The following is a 19,058-nucleotide window of genomic DNA, read 5'->3' on the forward strand; positions in this document are numbered from 1 at the left end:
GGGCGGATGAGCGACGACGACACCATCGAAGCGGTACGGCGCTGGCAGGAGACCCTGCCGGACGCAGTGCTGCTCGATGGGTTCCACGCCCTGAAGCACGCTCTGCGCTTCGGTGCCGAGGTGCAGATGGCCCTTTCCAGCGACAAGGGCGCGGTCCTCGCTCTCGCGGAGGACCTGGCCGGTGACGTCAGGGAACGGGTGCAGGACTTGGTACGGGAAGTCCCAGCCGCCACCCTGCGGGAACTCCTCCCACGCGTGCATCCCACTCGGGTCGCTGCGCTCGCGACCCGGCCCAGCCGTGCGATGAACGTGAGCGCCCTGGAGCGGCTTCCGCGGACATCGCCCGTGGTCGTCCTCGACAATCCGCGCAATCTGGGGAACGTCGGCGCGGTGGTACGACTCGCCGCCGGCTTCGGCGTCACGGGGGTCGTCACCACCGGCGACATGGACCCCTGGCACCCGAATGCCGTCCGAGCCGGAGCCGGGTTGCACTACGCCACTGCCGTCGAACACCTTCCCGCCGACGGGCTTCCACCTGGTCCGCTCTACGTACTCGACCCGGAGGGAAAGGACATCCGGTCGGTGTCCCTTCCCGATGACGCCCTGATTGCCTTCGGGTCAGAACGCCATGGCATCTCGCCCGAACTCCGCGACCAGGCCACCGAACTGCTCGCTCTGCCGATGCGGCCCCAGGTGTCCAGCTACAACCTCGCGACCAGCGTCGCCATGACCCTCTTCCACTGGGGTGGCCCCGCACTCCAGACCACTTCGGACGCCGAAGCGGGCCACTGAGCGAGGTACCGGGACCGTGAGGCCCCCGAGGCCCCGATGTGCCCACGGCGGCGACCCATGGCGCCGGTGAGACGGGGCCGGCTGCTCGCGGAGGGGCTGGGCGACGGGGGAGCGCAGTCCGGCGCAAGAGGTCGTGCGGGGCAGTGGTGACCGCCCCGCACGATGCTCAGGCTTGCCGCCGGACCTCCACCACGCGGAATCGATTCGAGACGAACGCCCCGTCGCACAGGGCGGCGTTCGCCGCTGGGTTGCCTCCCGATCCATGGAAATCCGAGAACGCAGCGGTCTGGTTCACATACACCCCGCCCGTCAGATTCAGCGAAAGCTGCGCCGACTCCTCCAGGCAGACGTCCTCGATCGCCCGTTCCACCTCCGGCGAGGTGGTGTAGGCGCCCACCGTCATGGCGCCTTGGTCGCGAATGGTGCGCCGCAGCAGTTCGACCGCGTCCGCGGTCGAGTCCATCGCCACCGCGAATGACACCGGACCGAAGCACTCCGAGAGATAGACGGATTCGGTCTCGGGCTTGCCCCCGTCGAGCTTCACGATCGCGGGCGTCCGCACGACCGCTTCGGGAAACTCCGGATTCACGATCGCCCGGGAGCCCAGCGCCACTTCCCCCAGCTTGGCGGCGCCCTCCAGACGCCCTCGTACGTCCTCGTTGACCAACGCACCGAGCAGGGCGTTCGCTCGGGCGTCATCACCGAGCAGGCCACTCACCGAGGCAGCGAGATCGCTGACGACGTCGTCGTAGGACTTGGGACCGACGTCCGTGGAGATCCCCTCTCGGGGGATGAGGAGATTCTGCGGGGTGGTGCACATCTGGCCGCTGTAGAGCGACAGGGAGAAGGCCAGGTTGGACAACATGCCCTTGTAGTCGTCGGTGGAGTCGATGAGGACGGTGTTGACCCCCGCCTTCTCCGTGTACACCTGGGCCTGACGGGCGTTGGCCTCCAACCAGTCACCGAAGGCACTGGACCCCGTGTAGTCAATGATCTTGATCTCGGGGCGGGTGGCCAGGGTCTTGGCGATGCCCTCACCGGGTCGCTCCACGGCGAGGCAGACCAGATTCGGATCGAACCCGGCCTCGGCGAGCACCTCACGAGCCACGCGCACGGTGAGGGCGAGCGGCAGCACCGCCCGGGGGTGTGGTTTGACCAGCACGGGATTGCCGGTGGCCAGCGAGGCAAACAGCCCGGGATAGCCGTTCCACGTGGGGAAGGTGTTGCAGCCGACCAACAGGGCGATGCCCCGACCCGCCGTGGTGAACGTCTTGCCCAGCTTCAGGGGGTCCCGCTTGCCCTGGGGCTTTGACCAGTCAGCCGCGGCTGGAGTCCGGGTCTGCTCCGCATAGGCATACGCAACCGCCTCCAGACCACGGTCCTGTGCATGGGGACCGCCCGCCTGGAACGCCATCATGAACGCCTGGCCGCTCGTGTGCATCACGGCGTGGGCGAACTCGTGCGTACGGGCGCTGATGCGGGCCAGGACCTCCAGACAAAGCAGAGCCCGGATCTCGGGCCCGGCAGCCCGCCAGGCTGGCATCGCCGCGCGCATTGCAGGAAGGAGCACCTCGATGTCGGGATGGGGATACTCGATGGCCAGCTCGGGTCCATAGGGGGAGGTCTCGGCGCCGGTCCAGCCGTCGGTGCCCGGCTGGTCCAGGTCGAATCGGGTGTGGCGGAGCGCTTCGAAGGCCGCGATCCCATCGGCGGGCGCGCTCTCGCCGTATGCCTTGGGGTGTTCCGGATGAGGGGACCAATAGGCACGGGTGCGGATGGCTTCGAGGGCCTGGTCGAGCGTGGCCCGGTGGCTCTCGGTCAGCCGGGTCTCGGTCAGCTGCATGACGGACCAACTCCTCGTCGAGCTGGGCAGGAACGGAAGGACAGAGTTAGAGTAACCGAACGATCGGTCGGTACAAGGGGGCCTGTCAAACCTGTGGATAACTCATCCGGGAGGATCACTCCCATGACTGCCGACGAGCAGAGCGCAACTCCTTCGGCACGTGCCGTCCCTACGGAGGGGCGCACCCTGCCCGGCGATCTCGGCCGAACGACCCCGAGCACGCCGAACGCCGACCCACTACAGACGGTCCTGCCCCCGGCGGGCTCGGAACCGGCTGCTGCGCGCCCGACCGCCTCGCGCGATGGCCGCGCCCCGGTGGGCGTCCCACTGGACCCCGCCCGCCCCGTCGCCGTCGTGGGTACGGGGACCATGGGACAGGGAATCGCTCAGATCGCCCTTGCCGCAGGTCATCCCGTACACCTCTACGACACCGCGCCGGGACGAGCGGCCGAAGCCGCCACCGCGATCGGCGCCCGAATCGACCGGCTGGTGGCCAAGGGGCGAATGGCCCCTTCCGAACGGGATGCCGCCCTGCCCCGGCTCACCGCGGCGTCGGAACCGTCCGAACTCGCCGGCGCGGGGCTGGTCATCGAGGCGGTCGTCGAGGATCTCACCGTCAAGCAGGAGTTGTTCCGATCATTGGAGGACGTGGTCGCGGACGACTGTCTGCTCGCCACGAACACCTCCTCCCTCTCCGTGACGGCCATCGCCGGTGCTCTTCGTCTCCCCGGCCGCTTCGTGGGCCTCCACTTCTTCAATCCGGCACCGCTGCTTCCGCTGGTCGAGGTGGTCAGCGGCTTCGCCACGGCACAGCAATCGGCCGCCGATGCCCTGGCAACCGTCGCAGCCTGGGGAAAAAACCCTGTGAGCTGCGCCGATCTACCAGGCTTCATCGTCAATCGGGTGGCGCGGCCGTTCTATGCGGAGGGGTTCGCCCTCCATGAGGACCGGATCGCGGACCCCGCCACCATCGATGCCGTGCTGCGGGAGTCGGGCGGATTCCGGATGGGTCCCTTCGAGCTGACGGACCTGATCGGTCAGGATGTGAATGCGGCAGTCACCCGTTCCGTGTGGGAAGCGAACTTCCAGAGCCCGAAGTTCACGCCCTCGCTGAGTCAACGACGGTTGGTGGACGCCGGCCTGCTGGGGCGCAAGACCGGCCGTGGTTGGTACGACCACACGGAGGGTGCGCCCAGCCCCGAGCCGCAGGTGGCAGCGTCCGCGCAGCCGCCCGCGTACGTCATAGCCGAAGGCGGACTGGGTGCGGCTGCCGCACTGCTGGAACTGATCGCCGAGTCGGACGTCCCCTTGCGTCGGCAGGACGAGAGCGTACGGAGCCAACTGGTGCTTCCCGGCGGGGGCCGACTGGCGCTCACCGATGGATCCATGTCCGGAGAGTTCGACGATCTGGTCCACTTCGACCTCGCCCTCGACTACCGCGCGGCCACCCGTGTCGCGCTCGCACCCTCTCCCCGTACCTCCGAACGCACCCTCCGTGAGGCGATCGGCCTCTTCCAGGCCCTTGGGAAGCAGGTCAGCGTCATCGGTGACGCACCTGGGATGATCGTGGCCCGCACGGTGGCGATGCTGATCGATTTCGCCGCCGACGCCGTGACCAAGGGGGTCGCCACCGAGGACGCCGTCGACACGGCGATGAAACTCGGCGCCAACTATCCACTCGGCCCGCTCGCTTGGCACCGAAGGCTCCCGCCGGACTGGGTGCACACCCTGTTGCAGAATGTGCACACCCGGATCCCCAGCGGTCGTTACGGGCCGGGTCTCGCACTCTTCCAGCACCTTCACACCGGTGCCGGCAGGCATGCGGAGGGCGGCCCGACGACCGGTGGCCGGTGGGGGGACGAAGCGGGCCACACAGGTCCCGGGCGCAGCGGGAACAGAGGAGCGAACGGATGACCACGGCCAAGCGCGACACGTACACCCCGGAGACATTGCTGACCGTCGCCGTACGGATATTCAACGACCGCGGCTACGACGGCACGTCCATGGAGCACCTCTCCCAGGCGGCCGGGATCTCCAAGTCCTCCATCTACCACCATGTGTCGGGCAAGGAGGAGTTGTTGCGCAGGGCGGTCAGCCGGGCGCTCGACTCGTTGTTCGCCGTGCTGGAGGAGCCGGGCGCCCAGCGGGGGCGGGCCATCGAGCGGGTCGAGTACGTGACCCGCCGTACCGTGGAGGTGCTGATGGCGGAGTTGCCCTATGTGACGCTGCTCCTGAGGGTGCGGGGCAACACCAAGACCGAGCGGTGGGCCCTGGAACGGCGCCGGGAGTTCGACCAGCGGGTCGCCGATCTACTGAAGGCGGCGGCAGCCGAGGGCGATCTGCGGGGGGACGTGGACATGCGGCTGGCGACCAGGCTGCTCTTCGGGATGGTGAACTCCCTGGTGGAGTGGTATCGACCCCACCCGGGCGGCGGTCATGATGTCCAGCTCGCCGAGACGGTCGTACGGCTGGCCTTCGACGGGCTGCGTACGGACGGGACCGCCGGCCACGCCTGATCCGATGTGGCGCCCGGGCGCGAATGGCTTTCCATAGATGACTTTCCGCAGGTCAGCGGAGTGTCCGCTGCTGGCTGCTGCGTCGTCCAGGGCCGGACCGCAGGTGCGAGGGCTCTCTTGAAAGCGCTCCCGCTTGCCCTGAGAGGTCTCAGACGGGCTCCTCGCCGGATGTGGAGAGGGTGGGCGTCATCGGGTGCAGGTCCGTCTCCTCGAAGACCAGCAGGGTACGCGTGGACAGGACCTCGGGGATGGCCTGGAGACGGGTGAGCACCAGCTCGCGCAGGGTGCGGTTGTCCGGGGCGTGTACGAGGAGCAGTACATCGAAGTCGCCGCTGACCAGGGCGATGTGCGCCGCGCCCGGTAGGGCCTCCAACTGTTCGCGGACCGTACGCCACGAATTCTGGACGATCTTGAGCGTGATGTACGCGGATGCTCCCTGCCCCGCCCGTTCATGATCGACCCGGGCGCTGAAGCCGCGGATCACGCCGTCGTGGATGAGCCTGTTGATCCGTGCGTACGCATTGGCGCGGGAGACGTGGACGCGTTCGGCGACCGAACGAATTGAGGCACGGCCGTCGGTTTGAAGGATGCGCAGGATGTCGCGGTCGATGGGGTCCAGCGCGCGAGACGGAGGGACCCGTCCGCCGTGGTCCCCGCCTTCAGCCATTTGTTCAGCTGCCATATCCCCCCGCCTCCCCAGCATGGACGACCGGTTTCCATCACAGGTTGTGGAGAACCGTTTGTCCACAGGCTGAAGGTGCCTGTAGCCAAATTGCGCCAACGACCGAACAATCGGTAGGTGAGGCGCGCCACATTCGGGCCGCTTCGTCATCGCTCCCACGAGGAGGTGCTCGCATTGCGCAAGAGCAGCATGACGGTCCAGGAGCTGCCCGGTGCCGCCGCCTACCGACCCACCCCGCCCCCGGCGTGGAAGCCCCGCATCGACCCCGCCCCCCTGCTTCCCGACCCGGAGCCGCATCGCGTGCTCGGCACGAAGGCCGCCGCGGATGTCGACCCGGAACTGCTGCTGACGTTGTACGCGCAACTGGTTCGCGGCCGTCGCTACAACACCCAGGCGACGGCGCTGACCAAGCAGGGCCGGCTCGCGGTCTACCCCTCCAGCACCGGGCAGGAGGCGTGCGAGATCGCCGCCGCGCTCGCGCTGGAGGAGCGGGACTGGCTCTTTCCCAGCTATCGGGACACGCTCGCGGCCGTGGCGCGCGGCCTGGATCCGGTGGATGCGCTCACCCTGCTGAGGGGTGACTGGCACACCGGGTACGACCCGCGTGAGCGCCGGATAGCGCCCCTGTGCACCCCGCTGGCCACCCAATTGCCCCATGCGGTGGGGCTGGCTCACGCGGCCAGGCTCAAGGGGGACGACGTCGTCGCGCTCGCCATGGTCGGCGACGGCGGTACCAGCGAGGGTGATTTCCATGAGGCACTGAACTTCGCGGCGGTCTGGCAGGCGCCCGTCGTCTTCCTCGTCCAGAACAACGGCTTCGCGATCTCGGTTCCGCTGGCCAAGCAGACCGCGGCGCCCTCCCTCGCCCACAAGGCCGTCGGGTACGGAATGCCGGGCCGTCTGGTCGACGGGAATGACGCACCCGCTGTGCACCAGGTCCTGGCCGAAGCCGTTGCGCGGGCCCGACGGGGCGGCGGTCCCACGCTGATCGAAGCAATCACCTACCGCATCGACGCACACACGAACGCCGACGACGCCACCCGCTACCGCGCTTCCGGCGAGATCGACGCCTGGCGGGAGCATGACCCCATCCGTCTGATGGAGCAGGAGCTGACCCGGCGCGGACTCCTCGACGACACGGTCAAGGAGGCCGCCTCGGAGGCGGCCGAAGCCATGGCGGCCGATCTGCGGCAGCGGATGAACGCCGATCCGGTGCTCGATCCGATGGATCTCTTCGCCCATGTCTATGCCGAACGCAGCAGTCAGCTACGGGAGCAGGAGGCGCAGCTGCGCGCCGAGCTCGAAGCAGAGGGGGATCAGCGATGACCACGGCCGCGGCGCACTCCGCCCCCGCCAAACCGGCGACCATGGCATTGGCGCTCCAGCGTGCGATGCGCGACGCCATGGCGGAGGACCCGACCGTCCATGTCCTCGGTGAGGACGTCGGCACCCTCGGCGGTGTCTTCCGGATCACCGACGGGCTCGCCAAGGAGTTCGGCGACGACCGTTGTACGGACACCCCGTTGGCCGAGGCCGGGATCCTCGGCACGGCGGTCGGCATGGCGATGTACGGCCTGCGACCGGTGGTCGAGATGCAGTTCGACGCCTTTGCCTATCCGGCGTTCGAGCAGTTGATCAGCCATGTCTCACGGATGCGCAACCGCACCCGGGGAGGGCTGGCGCTCCCCATCACCGTGCGTGTGCCCTACGGCGGCGGCATCGGCGGGGTCGAGCACCACAGTGACTCGTCCGAGGCTTACTACATGGCCACTCCGGGGCTCCAGGTCGTCACCCCGGCGACCGTCGAGGACGCCTACGGGCTGCTTCGCGCCGCCATCGCCTCGGACGATCCGGTGGTCTTCCTGGAGCCGAAGCGGCTGTACTGGTCGAAGGCGGCCTGGTCACCGCAGGAGCCGGCTGCTGTGGAGCCCATAGGCCAGGCTGTGGTCCGGCGGGCGGGCCGCAGCGCCACTCTGATCACTTACGGCCCCTCCCTGCCGGTCTGTCTGGAGGCGGCACAGGCTGCTGAGGCCGAGGGCTGGGACCTTGAGGTCGTCGACCTCCGGTCGCTGGTTCCGTTCGACGATGAAACGGTCTGTGCGTCCGTTCGACGCACGGGTCGCGCGGTCGTCGTCCACGAGGCCACCGGGTTCGGCGGACCCGGTGGAGAGATCGTCGCCAGGGTGACCGAGCGCTGCTTCCACCATCTGGAGGCGCCAGTACTGCGAGTGACCGGTTTCGACATTCCCTATCCACCACCGATGCTGGAGAGGCACCATCTGCCTGGAGTGGACCGGGTGCTGGACGCGGTGGCGCGATTGCAGTGGGAGGCGGGGAGCTGATGGCGCAGGTACTGGAGTTCAAGCTGCCGGATCTCGGCGAGGGACTGACCGAAGCGGAGATCGTGCGCTGGTTGGTTGCCGTGGGTGACGTGGTGGCGATCGACCAGCCTGTCGTCGAGGTGGAGACGGCCAAGGCGATGGTGGAGGTGCCGTGTCCCTACGGGGGTGTGGTGACCGCCCGGTTCGGTGAAGAGGGCTCCGAGCTGCCGGTGGGGGCGCCCCTACTGATGGTCGCTGTGGGTGCGACAGCCGGCGAGGAAGCTACCGGGACGTCCGGGGGACAGCCCGCGGACCATGCCGCGCCTGCCGCCGGGGGCACTACCGCGACGGGTTCGGCCGAGGTCGCCGGCACGACCGCGGATGCGGGCCGGTCCCGGTCGGAGGACGTGTCGACCGGATCGGGGTCGACCGGATCGGCATCGGACGGGCGTACGGAGGGCTCGGGGAATGTCCTGGTCGGTTATGGCACGGGGGCGCCGGTTGCACGGCGCCGCAGGATCCGGCCGACGGCTCCCGGAGCGGCGCCGCACGGCCCGGATCGGTCCGTGGCGCCTGCTCGAACGAACGCCACGACACCGGCACTGACCGCCACCCGTGCGGGAACCGCCCATTCGATGGCGACCTCACAGCCCGGTTCCCAGGGTTCCACCACGGGAAGTCGGGCCATGGACCGCGACTCCGCCGATCCGAACGGAGTGAGCGGGCCCCTGCCCGTGATCTCACCCCTGGTGCGGCGCCTCGCCCGGGACAACGGGCTGGATCTGAGGCAACTGCCCGGATCGGGTCCCGATGGACTGATCCTGCGTGCCGATGTCGAGTACGCCCTGCGGGCAGCCAGTGCCGCCACGGCTTCGGCCCCGCCCGCACCCAAGCTGGTCCCCCAGCCGGCCCCCGTGGCCGTGGCCTCGGTCGACAGTGCTCCCCGCGGCGAGCGGATACCGCTGCGCGGACTCAGGGGGGTGGTCGCCGACAAGCTGTCCCGCAGCCGTAGCGAGATCCCCGACGCGACCTGCTGGGTGGACGCTGATGCGACCGAACTCATGGCGGCCCGCGCCGCCATGAACACGGCCGGGGGTCCCAAGGTCTCACTGCTGGCCCTCCTCGCCCGGATCTGCACCGCTGCCCTGGCCCGACACCCGGAGCTCAACTCCACGGTCGATCTGGAGGCCCGCGAGGTCGTGGTCCTCCCCGAAGTACATCTGGGGTTCGCCGCACAGACCGAGCGCGGACTGTTCGTACCGGTGGTTCGGGACGCTCATCTGCGGTCCGCCGAGTCGCTCTCGACGGAGTTCGCGCGACTGACAGAAGCTGCCAGGGAAGGTGCCCTCACCCCCGCAGAGCTCACCGGCGGCACCTTCACCCTCAACAACTACGGTGTGTTCGGCGTCGACGGCTCCACCCCGATCATCAACCACCCCGAGGCCGCGATGCTCGGAGTGGGAAGGATCGTGCCGAAGCCATGGGTGCACCAGGGCGAGCTCGCCGTACGACAGGTGGTTCAGCTCTCGCTCACCTTCGACCACCGGGTGTGCGATGGAGGCACTGCGGGAGGGTTCCTGCGCTACGTGGCCGACTGTGTGGAGCAGCCGGCGGTCCTCCTACGGGGTCTCTAGCCATACGGACGCGGTCTCTAGCCTTACGGATCGGGCAGCGGCTCCGGCCGCTTCGCCGACCGAGGCGGGCGCACGATACTTCAGCCATGACCGACACGACATCCACGGACGCCTTCGACGCCATCGTGCTGGCCGGAGGCAGGGCACAACGACTGGGCGGGGCCGACAAGCCAGGGCTCAGTGTGGGTGGGCGCACCTTGCTCGACCGGGTGCTCGCCGCCTGCCGGGGTGCGCGGCGCACGGTGGTCGTCGGAGGGCGCAGGGGTACCGAGCGTCCGGTGGTCTGGGCCCAGGAGAACCCTCCGGGTGGCGGTCCGGTGGCCGCTCTGGACGCGGGGCTTCGACAGTTGGCCAGGGAGTGGCAGCAGTCGACCGCCGATACCCGCCGCACGGGGGACAACGATCGAGCCGTGGCGGGGAGCCGAAGCGAGGAGGACGGACGCGGTCGGAGCGGGGCGGGCAGTGCACGTTCGACAGCCGGAGCCGGAGCCGGAGCCGGGGGCCAGGAGCCGGGCGAGCCTCGAAACGTCCTGGTGCTCTCGGCGGATCTGCCCTTCCTGCGAGAACCGACCGTCCAGGGCCTGATCCGCGCACTGGAGGATGAAGGGAGCGGCCGAGAAGGAGTGCTGCTCACCGATGCCGCAGGGCGTGAGCAGCCATTGGTCGCCGTCTACCGGGCCGAATCGCTGCGTCGGGAGATCGCGCTCCTGGCCACCGAGTACGGGAGCCTGTCCGGACTGTCACTACGGCTGCTCACCGGAGAACTGGACCTCGGGCGGCTGTCTGGTGAGCCATCGGCCGCATTCGACTGCGACACCTGGGAGGACGTCTCCGCTGCCAGGGCCCGCATCAGGGAGCATGGACATGTGCTCGATGAATGGATTGCCGCGGTCAAGGATGAACTCGACATCGAACTCGATGTGGATGTCTCCGGGCTGCTCGACCTCGCCCGGGACGCCGCCCATGGGGTGGCACGGCCTGCCGCGCCCCTGACGACCTTCCTGGTCGGGTACGCGGCCGGTGCAGCAGCACATCGAGGCGAAGAGGCCGTTGCGGAAGCCACCCGGAAAGCCGAGGCGCTCGCTCGCCGCTGGGCCGAGGAGGCCACCACCACTGGTACCGCGAGCCAACCTCAGGCCGCCGAGTCACGTCCTGCCGCTGATCAGCCGGCGCCGGGTGAGGGCAAGGACAACGGCCGGGGTGCTCCCCCTGCCTCCGAGTCCGGTCCGGGAGAGACGGGTGCCAGATGAATCGTCGACCTCGCAAGACCACTCCAGGAGCGGGCTCACCAGCGACTGAAGCCACGCCCAAAGTGAGCACGCCAGAGGCCGGTGCCGCGGCAGGAGCCGATGTCAGGTCAGGGACCGAAGCCCCACCCCGAGCGCGTACACCAGGAGCCGGTGCCGCACCCCAAGCCGGTGGAAAAACCATCGGAAGCTCTCCGCCCGCGCACGAATCGCCGACCGAGAGTCATGAGTCTCAGCCTCGGCCGACGACCAGGAGCACCGCCCGACGATCTCTCCGAGCAGCGGCCCCCGAACCTTCCGAAGCCCCTGACGGCAAGGGCAACGACACGGCGGATCGCTCCGACGACGGTGGGAACACGGTGCATCGCCCCGAGCCCGAGCAAGGCGAGCTGCCGGTGGGCGAGCCCGATGGCTTTGCGGAGGCACTCGCCCTCGTGGGCCGCCAGCAGCCCTCCGCCGCTGTTCTTGGGAGAAGCCGGAATGACGCTGCTGATCCGACAGGCGGACCGCGACCCATGTCGTGGGACTCGGCTCGAACCATGGCGGCACGTGCCGGCCGAGCCTGCCCGCCGCGGATCCGACAGGTCTCCCTGGAGCAGTCGTTGGGCCACCTCCTTGCGGCTCCGCTTGTCGCACTCTGCGATCTGCCCCCCTTCGACACCTCCGCCATGGACGGATGGGCGGTTGCCGGACCGGGGCCCTGGAAGATCATCGGAGGCGGTTCTCTGCTGGCAGGACAGGGCGCCACGACTCCCTTGGAGGACGGGTCAGCGGTCAGGATCGCTACCGGTGCTCGTATTCCCCCCGAGGCCACCGCCGTGATCCGTACCGAACACGCCCGCACGCATGCAGAGCACCGACAGCTCAGCACGGACCGTTCCACCAGCCCCGGGCAGGACATCAGGCCACGAGGGCAGGAATGCCGCTCCGGCGACCAGTTGCTTCCTGCCTCCGCCCGGGTCACCCCCGCAGTCCTGGGGATGGCTGCCGCCGCCGGATACGACGAACTCTCGATCGTCGTGCGACCACGTGCCGAGGTGCTGATCCTCGGAGACGAGCTGTTGACCGAGGGGCTGCCACACGACGGGTTGATCCGGGACGCCCTGGGCCCGTTGGTCGGCCCCTGGCTTGCCGCGCTCGGTGCCGATGTGATCGGTACGCGGCTCATCGGTGATGACGCAGATGCGCTCTACCAGGCCGTCACCACCTCCGAAGCCGATCTCATCCTGACGACCGGTGGTACTGCGGCAGGCCCGGTCGACCATGTCCACCCCGTGCTCCACAAGGCGGGCGCGGAGCTACTCGTCGATTCGGTGGCCGTCCGTCCGGGGCATCCGATGCTGCTGGCGGCCTGGGGACTCCGCAAGCATGGTGGTCGCCCGCGCTATCTGGTGGGGTTGCCCGGCAATCCGCTCGCCGCGGTCTCTGGACTGCTGTCTCTTGTCCAGCCGCTGCTGAGGGGACTCATGGGGCTGCCCCTGACCGACCCCCACCGTGCACCGATGAGGGAGCCACTGTCAGGCCACCCACAGGACACCCGACTCGTCCCCGCTGCCCTCCGCGAAGGCCAGCTGGTACCGCTGCGCTATGGCGGACCCGCCATGCTGCGTGGTGTGGTCGCTGCTGACGGCCTGGCCGTGGTGCCACCGGGCGGTGTTCGCTCCGGAGAGGTTGTGGAGCTTTTGGGTCTTCCCTGGGCCCTGGGAGCGCAGACCGCGTCGCCATGTTTCACGTGAAACGTGCCAGATGGGTCATGTATTGCGCCCATGCCACTCCACTCCGCCGTTCCCTCACTGCCGTTGGGTAGTCAGCACGGGCCTCGGTCGTTCGCCGGCTGAGAGCTTCGATCAACCCTGGGAGACGTTGGGCTGCGCCGGCCGTCCACGCTGCCTCGATCCGGCCGTCCACGCTGCTCGCTTTGGATTGCCTGAACTTCAGTGAGGCGTCTGGGAACGGAAACTATGGCCCAGCTCGGGGCCGAGCCCGAAGTAGTGGCGGAAGTTGTAGATCAACGGGCTCCACCGGGCCGGGTCGATGTGCTGGGAACCAGGGACGACGATGCGTGGATCCGCGTGGACCCTGAGCACTTGGGCTTCGACGATGAGGAATCCGCCGGAGACATCGGGTTGGACCCTGACGGCACGGGCTTCCAGCTGGAGGGGGCAGCCGGCAACTCGGGGCGGCCGGACCAGCTCGGAGGGCATGGACCGTAGGTCGGCAGCCGCGAACTTGTCCCGCTCGAATCGGAACCTGCCGCGTTTGTTCACCGGCACGGGGGAACGGCCGGTGAGGGGTGCGAGTCTCTCCACCGCCTGCCACTGAGGGGGCGCGGGCAGATTGATCACGAGCTCTGGGCGATCGCGGAGGTTGTACGCGGTCTGCCCCTCGGCTCCCAGACCGAGGACGATCGTCTGTCCCAGTGCCCAGGCCGAGGACATCGGGGCAAGGTTGACGGAACCGTCCTCGTTCTCGGTGGACAGCAGCACGACCGGTGTTCCGAAGTACAGGACGCTCGGCGTGATGGTCAGGTGATTGGAAGGCGCGGTGGAAGGAACGTCGGCAGGCTTGGCGCTGGGTGGCACGGTGGTGTTCATGGAGCTCGACGGTAGGGCGGGGACTCTTCGGGCCATGCCGAACGATCGCGGATGCAAGATGGAGGACCATGAACAGCCGTGATGCATATCTTCAGGGTCCGGATTTGGCAGCTCTGGCCGGCCTGCTGGCCGACAGCACCAGAGCGGGCTTCTGTCTCGCCCTCTTGGACGGCCGGGCCTGGACCGCGATCGAGCTTGCTCGCCATGCCGGAGTGGCCGCCTCGACCGCGACCGAGCACTTGAACCGCCTTGTCGCCGGAGGATTGCTGACCCAGGAGCGCCAGGGCCGCCATCGCTATGTTCGGCTGGCCGATCCCGCCACGGCGGAACTGATCGAGACCCTCGCCTCCATGGCCCCTCGGCAGACCGCCCCGCCCCGATCGCTGCCGGCTGTCAACCGCAGCCGGGCCCTGGCCCGTGCTCGTACCTGCTACGACCACCTTGCCGGGGCCCTGGGGGTCGCGATCACCAGGGCCATGACCGAGCGGGGACTTCTGGACTGGCAGCACGGACTGAGGCTCACCGGCGACGGAACCGCTTGGTTGGGCGAGCTTGGCATCACACTGCCGCCCGCCACCCGTCGTTCCCCCGTCCGCTCATGCGTGGATTGGACGGAGCGTCGGCCCCATCTGGCCGGTGCCGCCGGTGCCGCCGTATGTCGTCATGCCTTCGACTCGGGCTGGATCACACGGATCGGAACGGGACGCGCCATCGCGCTCACCGATGCCGGCCGCTCAGCCCTCCGTGACGCTCTGGGCATGTCCGACGACGCACTCACGGCCGAGCCTCACTCCTAGCGGCTCAGCGGGCATGGTCAGTCAGCGGAGAAGTCGGTCTCTTCCCGGCTGATCGTGATCAGTTGGTCACCGAACTGCAGTTGGGCGCACTCGGGGTCGGCATAGTCGAGCATCTTCTTCCTACGGACCACGGCCACGACGAGATCGGTGCATTCACGGGGTGATCGCCCCACTTCACCTTTGGTGACGGAGCGTTCCGTGAGGTTCAGCCCGCTGCCGCGCGTCATCAGATCTTCCAGTGTGTCGGCGACATGGGGACTCGCCATCGAGACGCCCAACAGCCTTCCCGCGGAACTGGAACTGGTGACCACCGTGTCGGCGCCGCTCTGTTTCAGCAGCGGTACGTTCTCGTCCTCGCGCACCGCGACCACGATGGCGGCCCTCTTGTTGAGCTGGCGCGCGGTGAGAGTGACCAGGGTTGCGGTGTCGTCCCGCTGCGGGGCGATGATCACCCGCGCCGCGGTCTGGAGCTCCGCCTTGAGGAGGGTTCGGGAGCGGGTGGCGTCCCCGAGGACCGCCACCAGTCCATCGGCGCTCGCAGCGTCGACAGCCTTCTGCTGGGGATCGACCACGACGATCTTCTCCTTGGGGATGCCCTGACCCCGGAGCGTCTCGATGGCGTGCCGCCCCTTGGTGCCGTAACCGACCACGATGACGTGGTTCCGCATCCGGGAGCGCCAGCGGTGGACACGGACCTGTTGACGGGTTCGCTCGGTGAGCACCTCCAGCGTGGTGCCGACCAGGATGATCAGGAACAGCACGCGCAGCGGGGTGATGATGAAGATGTTCGTCAGTCGCGCCCCGTCGCTGACCGGGGCGATGTCGCCGTAGCCGGTCGTGGAGAGCGTGACGGTCGTGTAGTACGCGGCGTCGAGGAAGTCGACCTTTCCATCAGCGTTGTCGCTGTAGCCGGCGCGGTCGAACCAGACCAGCAGTGTGGTGACGATCAGGACGAGCAGGGCCATGGCCAACCGGCGCAGCACCTGCTGGAGCGGCGGGACACTCGCCTGTGCGGGCATGGTGATGGCGCGCCCGGCCTCGTCATCGTCCCGGGCCTCACTGCGCGAGCGGTACCAGAGGGATCGCAGGATCGAGAGTCTCCCTGCCTTGGTCGGCGGTTTCTCGGCCCTCATCGGTGTTCCCCTCTGGCGGTTGCCCGGTCGATCGCTCAGGCATGTGCCCATGGTCCCCGATCTTGCGCGGTGAGGCGGTAACTCTGGATACCGCGCCGGGGTACGAGAGAGGTTGTCGCGGTGCCCCTCACGAGTACTCACGAGCACTTACGAGCACTGTCGAGGAAGAGATGCCACTCACAGGGCAAGGAAGGTCGTTGTCCGTGGTGCGTGTCGGGGGGCCAGTGGGTGGGCGCGGGGCGGGCGCCTAGCGGGACAGTGACCCGCTAGGGATGACCCCGTAGCCTCTTCAGCCGCTTCTTCTCCTGAACCCTTGCGGGGCAATGAGCGGATGGCAGTCGAGCCGCGGGCTTCGGGGGATCGGCCGATCGTCGAATGTCAGATCTCGGTGGCAGAGATCGGCTGTCGGCGCGGGACACTCGGCGCGGGACGTACGAAGGCGTCCTCGGTGGCCGCGTTGGCGGTAGCGTCGGTCACTCGGGCCGTGGGGTCCGGCCGCCCCCTGGCGCAGACCGTAGCGGCCAGCTCCTGGGCGGGGTCCAGAACCGTTGGAGGCTTGGCTTGCGAGAGCACACCGTCATCGTCGGATTCGGTACGAAGGGCCGCTCCGCGATTTTGACGCTGACCGCCACGGGGCTGGAGAAGGAAAAGATCATTGTTGTCGATCCCAGTACGAAGGTGATCGAGGCCGCCGCCGCCGAGGGCTTCGCCGGTGTCGTGGGCGATGCCACCCGCAGTGATGTGCTCATCCGGGCCGAGGTCCAGCGGGCAGGACGGATCATCATCGCCACTCAGCGCGATGACACAGCCGTCCTGGTTGCCCTCACCGCACGGCAGTTGAACCGGGAAGCGAAGATCGTCGCGGCGGTCCGCGAGGAGGAGAATGCACCCCTGCTGCGGCAGTCGGGTGCCGATGCGGTCATCACCAGCGCCAGTGCGGCCGGCCGGCTGTTGGGGCTTTCCGTGCTCAGTCCGAGTGCCGGTGCGGTGATGGAGGATCTGATTCAGCAGGGCAGCGGGCTCGATCTCGTCGAACGGCCGGTGATAAAGGCCGAAGTGGGGTTGAGCGTGCGAGAGACCAGCGATCTCGTGGTGAGCGTGCTGCGGGGCCATCGATTGATCGGCTACGACGACCCGTCCGCCAGTCCGCTCCAGTTGACGGACCGTCTGATCACGATCGTGCGCGCCAGCAACGTCCTGCCAGCACGCGACGTTTAGCCGGAGCCGGAGCCGGAGCCGGAGCCGGAGCCGGAGCCGGAGCCGAAGCCGGAGCCGAAGCCGGAGCCGAAGCCGGAGCCGGAGCCGGAGCGGAGTCGGAGCGGAGTCGGGCGTTGCTGGGCGTGGCGTGGGTCATCGAGCCCCGTCCGGGTGGATACAGGGTGGATACCCGGTGGATCCCGATGTCTGTAAAACGGCCGGACTCGTAGCTGACGGTCGGGCGGTCTCGGCTGGACGGTGCGGTCTTCGGCGTGCGTGTCGTGGGCCCTGCGGTGCCGGCCATCACCCGGGAGTACCCTCGCCGCCATGTATGCGATCACGATTCCCGAACCCGGTGGTCCCGAGGCACTGGTGTGGACGGCGGTGCCCGATCCAAAGCCGGGCGAGGGGGAAGTCCTCGTCGAGGTCGCGGCCAGTGCGGTCAACAGGGCTGACCTCCTCCAGCGACAGGGCTTCTACGATCCGCCGCCTGGCGCCTCCCCCTATCCCGGGCTTGAGTGCTCCGGACGCATCGTGGAACTCGGCAGCGGAGTGTCCGGCTGGGCCGTCGGCGATGAGGTGTGCGCACTCCTCGCCGGCGGTGGCTATGCGCAGCAGGTCGTCGTACCCGTCGGGCAGTTGCTTCCGGTGCCCAAGGGCCTCGATCTGGTCTCCGCGGCTGCGCTCCCGGAAGTGACGGCAACCGTCTGGTCGAACGTCTTCATGATCGCGCATCTGCGTCCTGGCGAGACGATCCTGATCCACGGCGGTGCGAGCGGCATCGGCACCATGGCCATCCAACTCGCCAAGGCGGTCGGGGCGACGGTCGCTGTGACCGCGGGCAGCCCCGACAAGCTGGCGCGCTGTGCCGAGTTGGGCGCGGACATACTGATCGACTACCACCAACAGGACTTCGTCGAAGAGCTGCGCAAGGCCACGGCCGGTGCTGGTGCCGATGTGATCCTCGACATCATGGGCGCCAAGTATCTGGACCGGAACGTGCGCGCGCTGGCGGTCAACGGTCGGCTCGCGGTGATCGGGCTCCAAGGCGGGGTCAAGGGTGAGCTCAACTTGGCGACCCTGCTCGGGAAGCGTGCGGCGTTGACCGCGACCTCCCTGCGCGGCCGTCCGCTCGGCGAGAAGGCGTCGATCGTGGCTGCCGTACGGGAACACGTGTGGCCGTTGGTGGAATCAGGGCGGGTGCGGCCTGTGATCGATCGACGGTTGCCCCTTGCGGAGGCGGTCGAGGCGCACCGGGTGCTGGAGCTCGGCGGACATGTGGGGAAGATCCTGCTCGTCGCGGAGGGGACCACCTCTCGGGACTGAGGCGAACTGAGGGGAACGCCTCCCGGCGCAGGAAGGCCGGTCGAACTGAACGGGCCGGTCGAACTGAACGCCCGACCGGCGTGAAGGCCCGACCGGCGAACCAAGTACCAGAGCGAGCGCCACCCGGAAACGACAGCGGCCGGTCGGGCTGAACGCCCGACCGGCCCTGCTGCTGTTCCTCGGGCAGCCGCCCACCGTCTTCGTAGATCACCCGTGCGGCCTGCGCCGACACATCGGGTCACCAGGCATCGAACGGCTCACCAGGCATCGAGCGAAACCCTTCAGATCCACCACGTGCGAAACCCCACGGAACCACCAGGTGCGAGGACCTACGGATCCACCGCGTGCGAGACCTACAGATAGGGCCCGGACCGGATCGCTCCGTGCTCGGGGTGGTCGTCGTCATCGTGGGACGCACCGGGCGGCAGCGCCCTGCGCATCTGCTCCAGTTGCGCTCTCGCGGCCATCTGCTGGGCGAACAGCGCCGTCTGAATGCCGTGGAACAGCCCTTCGAGCCAGCCCACCAGCTGTGCCTGGGCGATGCGCAGCTCCGCCTCGGAGGGGATCGCCTCATCGGTGAAGGGCAGGGAGAGCCGCTCCAGCTCCTCCACCAGCTCCGGAGCGAGGCCGTCCTCCAGTTCCTTCACCGAGCTCGAATGGATCTCCTTGAGCCTGACTCGGCTCGCCTCGTCCAGGGGGGCTGCCCGCACTTCCTCCAGCAGCTGCTTGATCATGCTGCCGATCCGCATGACCTTCGCGGGCTGCTCGACCATCTCCGTCACTGGGATCTCGCGCGACTCGTCGTCACTGCCACCGCCGCCGAGTGCCATCCCGTCCTGCCCCACGACAAGAACGTGGGGGCTGTCCTGCGACCGTTCATTCCTCGGCATCTCCATGTCGCCATTGTCTCGCACATGTGCGTCATCAAGGATCTGCCCCGGTACCAGAGTGATCACTCTGGTACCGGGGCAGGCGT

The 19,058-nt window shown here is 68.5% G+C and carries 16 protein-coding genes and 1 pseudogene; 11 read left to right on the forward strand and 6 right to left on the reverse strand.

Translation table 11 applies throughout. From position 1 onward, the window contains the following. The first annotated feature begins 6 nt into the window (after positions 1 to 6). Positions 7 to 792, forward strand: a complete 786-nt coding sequence (locus tag OID54_RS19445) for a TrmH family RNA methyltransferase (protein ID WP_329021301.1) — start codon at positions 7 to 9, stop codon at positions 790 to 792. A gap of 166 nt (positions 793 to 958) precedes the next feature. Here OID54_RS19445 and paaN read toward each other — a convergent pair whose 3' ends face one another. Continuing rightward, the gene (gene paaN / locus OID54_RS19450; protein ID WP_329021303.1) at positions 959 to 2,635 is read right to left on the reverse strand and encodes a phenylacetic acid degradation protein PaaN; all 1,677 of its coding nucleotides are present in this window, start codon (positions 2,633 to 2,635) and stop codon (positions 959 to 961) included. A 123-nt stretch (positions 2,636 to 2,758) separates the two neighbouring features. On the opposite strand from paaN, the gene OID54_RS19455 reads away from it, so the two are divergent. Then, complete coding sequence (locus OID54_RS19455) at positions 2,759 to 4,549, forward strand: 3-hydroxyacyl-CoA dehydrogenase (RefSeq protein ID WP_329021304.1); 1,791 nt, start codon at positions 2,759 to 2,761, stop codon at positions 4,547 to 4,549. Next, positions 4,546 to 5,151, forward strand: a complete 606-nt coding sequence (locus tag OID54_RS19460; protein WP_329021305.1) for a TetR/AcrR family transcriptional regulator — start codon at positions 4,546 to 4,548, stop codon at positions 5,149 to 5,151. The genes OID54_RS19455 and OID54_RS19460 overlap by 4 nt, the downstream gene beginning before the upstream one ends. A gap of 148 nt (positions 5,152 to 5,299) precedes the next feature. Here the strand turns inward: OID54_RS19460 and OID54_RS19465 are convergent, their stop codons facing one another. After that, a complete protein-coding gene (locus OID54_RS19465; RefSeq protein ID WP_383532014.1) occupies positions 5,300 to 5,833 on the reverse strand; it encodes an Lrp/AsnC family transcriptional regulator in 534 nt (177 codons plus the stop codon). Between the two features lie 189 nt (positions 5,834 to 6,022). Here OID54_RS19465 and pdhA point away from each other — a divergent pair, with 189 nt between their 5' ends. The 5 genes from pdhA to OID54_RS19490 all read left to right on the forward strand — a co-directional run bounded on the left by pdhA (position 6,023) and on the right by OID54_RS19490 (position 12,771). Beyond that, entirely contained in the window at positions 6,023 to 7,159 is a 1,137-nt protein-coding gene (gene pdhA, locus OID54_RS19470; RefSeq protein ID WP_329027642.1) for a pyruvate dehydrogenase (acetyl-transferring) E1 component subunit alpha, read from the forward strand. Then, the gene (locus OID54_RS19475) at positions 7,156 to 8,175 is read left to right on the forward strand and encodes an alpha-ketoacid dehydrogenase subunit beta (RefSeq protein WP_329021306.1); all 1,020 of its coding nucleotides are present in this window, start codon (positions 7,156 to 7,158) and stop codon (positions 8,173 to 8,175) included. Before pdhA ends, OID54_RS19475 begins: the two co-directional genes overlap by 4 nt. Next, positions 8,175 to 9,788 (forward strand): dihydrolipoamide acetyltransferase family protein, encoded by a 1,614-nt coding sequence (locus tag OID54_RS19480; RefSeq protein WP_329021308.1) that lies wholly within the window; start codon positions 8,175 to 8,177, stop codon positions 9,786 to 9,788. Before OID54_RS19475 ends, OID54_RS19480 begins: the two co-directional genes overlap by 1 nt. Before the next feature lie 86 nt (positions 9,789 to 9,874). Then, on the forward strand, positions 9,875 to 11,038 hold the full coding sequence (locus tag OID54_RS19485) for a DUF6457 domain-containing protein (RefSeq protein ID WP_329021309.1): 1,164 nt from the start codon (positions 9,875 to 9,877) through the stop codon (positions 11,036 to 11,038). Positions 11,039 to 11,394: 356 nt separating this feature from the next. Next, complete coding sequence (locus OID54_RS19490; protein ID WP_329021310.1) at positions 11,395 to 12,771, forward strand: molybdopterin molybdotransferase MoeA; 1,377 nt, start codon at positions 11,395 to 11,397, stop codon at positions 12,769 to 12,771. A 198-nt stretch (positions 12,772 to 12,969) separates the two neighbouring features. Here the strand turns inward: OID54_RS19490 and OID54_RS19495 are convergent, their stop codons facing one another. After that, a complete protein-coding gene (locus tag OID54_RS19495) occupies positions 12,970 to 13,629 on the reverse strand; it encodes a flavin reductase family protein (RefSeq protein ID WP_329021311.1) in 660 nt (219 codons plus the stop codon). 68 nt (positions 13,630 to 13,697) lie between these two features. On the opposite strand from OID54_RS19495, the gene OID54_RS19500 reads away from it, so the two are divergent. Beyond that, entirely contained in the window at positions 13,698 to 14,426 is a 729-nt protein-coding gene (locus tag OID54_RS19500) for an ArsR/SmtB family transcription factor (protein ID WP_329021312.1), read from the forward strand. A 17-nt stretch (positions 14,427 to 14,443) separates the two neighbouring features. On the opposite strand, the gene OID54_RS19505 is transcribed toward OID54_RS19500, so the two are convergent. Next, a complete protein-coding gene (locus OID54_RS19505; RefSeq protein ID WP_329021313.1) occupies positions 14,444 to 15,559 on the reverse strand; it encodes a potassium channel family protein in 1,116 nt (371 codons plus the stop codon). A 378-nt stretch (positions 15,560 to 15,937) separates the two neighbouring features. Next, on the reverse strand, positions 15,938 to 16,132 hold the full coding sequence (locus OID54_RS19510; protein ID WP_329028034.1) for a hypothetical protein: 195 nt from the start codon (positions 16,130 to 16,132) through the stop codon (positions 15,938 to 15,940). On the opposite strand from OID54_RS19510, the pseudogene OID54_RS19515 reads away from it, so the two are divergent. Both OID54_RS19515 and OID54_RS19520 read left to right on the forward strand, forming a co-directional pair. Further along, a pseudogene (locus OID54_RS19515) lies at positions 16,106 to 16,777 on the forward strand (potassium channel family protein); the annotation flags it as partial. The gene OID54_RS19510 and the pseudogene OID54_RS19515 sit on opposite strands and share 27 nt — an antisense overlap. A gap of 306 nt (positions 16,778 to 17,083) precedes the next feature. Beyond that, positions 17,084 to 18,082 (forward strand): NAD(P)H-quinone oxidoreductase, encoded by a 999-nt coding sequence (locus OID54_RS19520; protein WP_329021314.1) that lies wholly within the window; start codon positions 17,084 to 17,086, stop codon positions 18,080 to 18,082. A gap of 353 nt (positions 18,083 to 18,435) precedes the next feature. On the opposite strand, the gene OID54_RS19525 is transcribed toward OID54_RS19520, so the two are convergent. Then, a complete protein-coding gene (locus tag OID54_RS19525) occupies positions 18,436 to 18,978 on the reverse strand; it encodes a bacterial proteasome activator family protein (RefSeq protein ID WP_329021316.1) in 543 nt (180 codons plus the stop codon). Positions 18,979 to 19,058: the final 80 nt, after the last annotated feature.

The organism is Streptomyces sp. NBC_00690 (genome assembly GCF_036226685.1).
GTDB lineage: Bacteria > Actinomycetota > Actinomycetes > Streptomycetales > Streptomycetaceae > Streptomyces.

What these genes read in the sequence shown, in the direction of transcription:
- OID54_RS19525 (WP_329021316.1), bottom strand. Translation starts at nt 18,978, where the DNA reads ATGGAGATGCCGAGGAATGAACGGTCGCAGGACAGCCCCCACGTTCTT.
- OID54_RS19465 (WP_383532014.1), bottom strand. Translation starts at nt 5,833, where the DNA reads ATGGCAGCTGAACAAATGGCTGAAGGCGGGGACCACGGCGGACGGGTC.
- OID54_RS19475 (WP_329021306.1), top strand. Translation starts at nt 7,156, where the DNA reads ATGACCACGGCCGCGGCGCACTCCGCCCCCGCCAAACCGGCGACCATG.
- OID54_RS19505 (WP_329021313.1), bottom strand. Translation starts at nt 15,559, where the DNA reads ATGAGGGCCGAGAAACCGCCGACCAAGGCAGGGAGACTCTCGATCCTG.
- OID54_RS19485 (WP_329021309.1), top strand. Translation starts at nt 9,875, where the DNA reads ATGACCGACACGACATCCACGGACGCCTTCGACGCCATCGTGCTGGCC.
- OID54_RS19495 (WP_329021311.1), bottom strand. Translation starts at nt 13,629, where the DNA reads ATGAACACCACCGTGCCACCCAGCGCCAAGCCTGCCGACGTTCCTTCC.
- OID54_RS19455 (WP_329021304.1), top strand. Translation starts at nt 2,759, where the DNA reads ATGACTGCCGACGAGCAGAGCGCAACTCCTTCGGCACGTGCCGTCCCT.
- OID54_RS19480 (WP_329021308.1), top strand. Translation starts at nt 8,175, where the DNA reads ATGGCGCAGGTACTGGAGTTCAAGCTGCCGGATCTCGGCGAGGGACTG.
- OID54_RS19445 (WP_329021301.1), top strand. Translation starts at nt 7, where the DNA reads ATGAGCGACGACGACACCATCGAAGCGGTACGGCGCTGGCAGGAGACC.
- OID54_RS19460 (WP_329021305.1), top strand. Translation starts at nt 4,546, where the DNA reads ATGACCACGGCCAAGCGCGACACGTACACCCCGGAGACATTGCTGACC.
- paaN (WP_329021303.1), bottom strand. Translation starts at nt 2,635, where the DNA reads ATGCAGCTGACCGAGACCCGGCTGACCGAGAGCCACCGGGCCACGCTC.
- OID54_RS19520 (WP_329021314.1), top strand. Translation starts at nt 17,084, where the DNA reads ATGTATGCGATCACGATTCCCGAACCCGGTGGTCCCGAGGCACTGGTG.
- OID54_RS19500 (WP_329021312.1), top strand. Translation starts at nt 13,698, where the DNA reads ATGAACAGCCGTGATGCATATCTTCAGGGTCCGGATTTGGCAGCTCTG.
- pdhA (WP_329027642.1), top strand. Translation starts at nt 6,023, where the DNA reads ATGACGGTCCAGGAGCTGCCCGGTGCCGCCGCCTACCGACCCACCCCG.